This window comes from Methylobacterium sp. WL18 (assembly GCF_008040015.1).
Lineage (GTDB): Bacteria > Pseudomonadota > Alphaproteobacteria > Rhizobiales > Beijerinckiaceae > Methylobacterium > Methylobacterium mesophilicum.
Map to the genome: position 1 here is coordinate 1 of NZ_VRVD01000521.1, position 3307 is coordinate 3307.

A 3307-nucleotide genomic window follows, 5' to 3' on the forward strand; every position below is an offset into this window, starting at 1 on the left:
GGCCCGGCCACGATCGCCCGGGGCCGGCCGCGGGCCAGGCGGTCGGCGAGCTCGTCCGCCGTGAGCAGGGTGGTGGCCGGGATGACTACGGCCCCGAGCTTCATCGCGGCCAGCATAGTCTCCCACAGGGCCGGGACGTTGCCGAGCAGCAGGAGCAGGTGGTCGCCGCGCTTCAGCCCGAGCCCGCGCAGGTGGTTGGCGACCTGGTTGGACCGGCGCGCCATCTGCCCGAAGGTCAGGCTCTGCTCGGCGCCGCCGGCGGCCTCGACGATCTGGAGCGCGGTGCGGTCGCGGCTCTCGGGGGCTGCGAGCTCGGCGTCGAACCAGTCGAGCGCCCAGTTGAACGGCACCGGGTCCGGCCAGGCGAAGGCCGAAACCGCCGCCGCGTAGTCGGTGCGATGGGCCAGCAGCAGATCGCGGGCCTCCCGGAAGCTGGGCATGGTCGTTCCCCCCGTCGTTCTTGTTCGGCCGGCAGATCCGGCCGCATCCCGCCCTCAGGCGGGAATCAGGTCCACGCCGGCCTGGCCGCGCGCGAGGCGCTGCACCATGCCGGCGTGGAAATGGCGGATCTCCTCGGCGATCGCCTCCACCGCGCGGCCGTTGCGGGGAAAGTCGTCGGCGTTGAGCCCGATCAGGCCGGCCGTGTAGCCGGTCTCGTTGTTCTCGAACGGGTCGGCATAGAGCCAGGTCCACCAGTCCCGCGCCGGGACGAGGCTCGCGCCGGGCTTGACCCGCAGCGCCGCCAGGAACCGGAAGTGCCGGACCAGCTCCTTGCGCCAGACCGCCCGGGTCTCCGGAGCCACGTCGAAGGCCAACAGCTTCACGAGATGCTCGTTGATGGTCTCCTCGCGCCCGCGCGCCTTCTGGGCGACGATCGCGCGTGGGAACGCCATCTCGAAGCGCGCTTCGCTATCGCGGTCCAGGACGTCCATCGCCCATCCTCGCTCAGGTGTTCTCGAACCGGGCCGGCCGCTTCTCCACGAAGGCGGCCATGCCCTCCTTCTGGTCCTGGGTGGCGAACATCGCGTGGAAGACCCGGCGCTCGAAGCGCACGCCCTCGGTCAGCGTGGTCTCGTACGAGCGGTTGACCGCCTCCTTGGTCATCATGGCGATCGGCAGCGACATGGACGCGATGGTCTCGGCCGCCTTGAGCGCCTCGTCGAGCAGCCGGTCCGCCGGGACCACCCGCGAGACCAGGCCGGCGCGCTCGGCCTCGGCGGAATCCATCATCCGGCCGGTCAGGCACATCTCCATGGCCTTCGACTTGCCGACGAACCGCGTGAGCCGCTGGCTGCCGCCGATCCCCGGCATGACGCCGAGCTTGATCTCGGGCTGGCCGAACTGCGCCGTGTCGGCGGCCAGGATGAAGTCGCACATCATGGCGAGTTCGCAGCCGCCGCCCAGCGCGTAGCCCGCCACCGCGGCGACGATCGGCGTGCGCACGGACGTGAACCGCTCCCAGTCGGCGAAGCGGTCCTGCGCATACATCTCGGCGTAGGTCGCGTGCTGCATCTCCTTGATGTCGGCCCCGGCCGCGAAGGCCTTGGCCGAGCCGGTGATAACGATGCAGCCGACGCCCGGATCGGCATCCGCCTCGGTCGCGGCCCGGATCACCTCACGGGTGAGCTGCGCGTTGATGGCGTTGAGCGCCTTCGGGCGGTTGAGGGTGATCAGCAGGACGCGCCCGCGCGTCTCCGTCAGGATCGTCTCGTACGCGTCCATCACGACTCACTCCCCGATCCGCGAAGCATACGGATGATCGCGGAAAAGTCCTCTCCCCCGTGGCCCAGGCCCTCGAACAGCCCGTAGATCTGTGCGGCCTCGGCCCCCAGCGGCGTCGCGGCCCCCGACGCGAGGGCGGCGGCCTGCGCCAGCCGGAGATCCTTGAGCATCAGCGCGGCGGCGAAGCCCGGCTTGTAGCCGGCATTGGCCGGCGAGGTCGGCACCGGGCCCGGGACCGGGCAATAGGTGGTCAGCGACCAGCACTGGCCGGAGGAGACCGAGGCGACGTCGTACAGCGCCTGATGCGACAGCCCGAGCTTCTCGCCCAGCGCGAAAGCCTCGCTGACGCCGATCATCGAGATCCCGAGGATCATGTTGTTGCAGATCTTGGCCGCCTGCCCGGCACCGGCCGCGCCGCAATGGAACACGTTCTTGCCCATGGCCTTCAGCAGGGGCTCGGCCTTCGCGAAGGCCGCCTCGGCGCCCCCGGCCATGAAGGTCAGCGTCCCGGCCTTGGCGCCCCCGGTGCCGCCGGAGACCGGCGCATCCACGGACAGGCAGCCCCGCGCCTCGGCGAGGCCATGGGCCTTGCGCGAACTCTCGACGTCCACGGTCGAGGAATCGATCAGCAGGGTGCCGGCCGGCAGGGCGTCGGCGAGCTGGGTCCAGACCTCGACCACGTGACGCCCGGCGGGCAGCATGGTGACCACCACCTCGGCGCCCTCGGCCGCCTCCAGGGCCGAGCCCGCCACCGCGATCCCCGCGGCCCGAGCCGCCTCCAGGGAGGCCGGCGCGAGGTCGAACCCGCGCACCGTGTGCCCCGCCTTCACGAGGTTGGCCGCCATGGGGCCGCCCATGTTGCCGAGACCGATGAACCCGATGGTCTGTGCCATCATACCCCTCCCTGCTTCGTCCAATGCTCCATTCACCCCGCCGGCATGCCGTATCGGTCCATGACGGGCACAACGTGCCCCCTCTCCCGTGCGGGAGAGGGTTGGGGTGAGGGACACGCCCTCTCCGGAAAAACCTGGTCCCTCACCCTATCCCTCTCCCCCACGGGAGAGGGGACCTGCGCTCCTAAGAAGATCCGGTGGCGCCGATTCCCTGCGGGGCTGGGAGAGGCGGCCTCACATCACACCGGCCCCGTGCGCGAGTCCGGAAAAACCGGGTCCGCCCGCGTCTCCAGCCAGCGGGCGATCCGGGCCGGGTCGACCGCGTCGAGGCGCGGCGGGTTCCAACGCGGAGACTTGTCCTTGTCGATCACCGCGGCGCGGATGCCCTCGCGGAAATCGCCCTCCTCCAGCAGCGCCAGCGAGGCGTGGAACTCGCGCTCCAGGCAGGCTTCGAGGTTGGGCGAGCGCCGGCCGAGGCGCAGCAGGCACAGTGTCAGGACCAGGCTCGACGGGGACTTGGTCAGCAGGGTCTTGCGGGTCGCCGCCGCGAAATCGGAGCCGTCCGCCTCGAGGGCCGACAGGATCTCGTCGACCATGTCGAAGGCGAAGCAGCGATCGATGAGCGCGCGATGCTGCGCCAGGGGCGGTTCGCCGGGATCGCGCGCCAGCCGGCCGAGCACGTCGCGCACGCC

General features: G+C 71.1%; 5 protein-coding genes. All 5 read right to left on the reverse strand.

What is annotated here, in order from left to right:
• Positions 1 to 440 (reverse strand): AMP-binding protein (locus tag FV228_RS24235; RefSeq protein ID WP_147856899.1); only part of this gene is annotated, 440 nt, incomplete at its 3' end.
• A gap of 54 nt (positions 441 to 494) precedes the next feature.
• Entirely contained in the window at positions 495 to 932 is a 438-nt protein-coding gene (locus FV228_RS24240; protein ID WP_147856900.1) for a hypothetical protein, read from the reverse strand.
• Between the two features lie 13 nt (positions 933 to 945).
• Positions 946 to 1722 (reverse strand): enoyl-CoA hydratase, encoded by a 777-nt coding sequence (locus FV228_RS24245; RefSeq protein WP_187277888.1) that lies wholly within the window; start codon positions 1720 to 1722, stop codon positions 946 to 948.
• Positions 1722 to 2615, reverse strand: a complete 894-nt coding sequence (gene mmsB / locus FV228_RS24250) for a 3-hydroxyisobutyrate dehydrogenase (RefSeq protein ID WP_147856902.1) — start codon at positions 2613 to 2615, stop codon at positions 1722 to 1724. The genes FV228_RS24245 and mmsB overlap by 1 nt, the downstream gene beginning before the upstream one ends.
• Before the next feature lie 239 nt (positions 2616 to 2854).
• A partial coding sequence (locus FV228_RS24255) for an enoyl-CoA hydratase/isomerase family protein (RefSeq protein WP_187277889.1) occupies positions 2855 to 3307 on the reverse strand: 453 nt, incomplete at its 5' end.

Coding starts and splice junctions, on each gene's coding strand:
- FV228_RS24245 (WP_187277888.1), bottom strand. CDS start 1,722: ATGGACGCGTACGAGACGATCCTGACGGAGACGCGCGGGCGCGTCCTG.
- FV228_RS24240 (WP_147856900.1), bottom strand. CDS start 932: ATGGACGTCCTGGACCGCGATAGCGAAGCGCGCTTCGAGATGGCGTTC.
- mmsB (WP_147856902.1), bottom strand. CDS start 2,615: ATGGCACAGACCATCGGGTTCATCGGTCTCGGCAACATGGGCGGCCCC.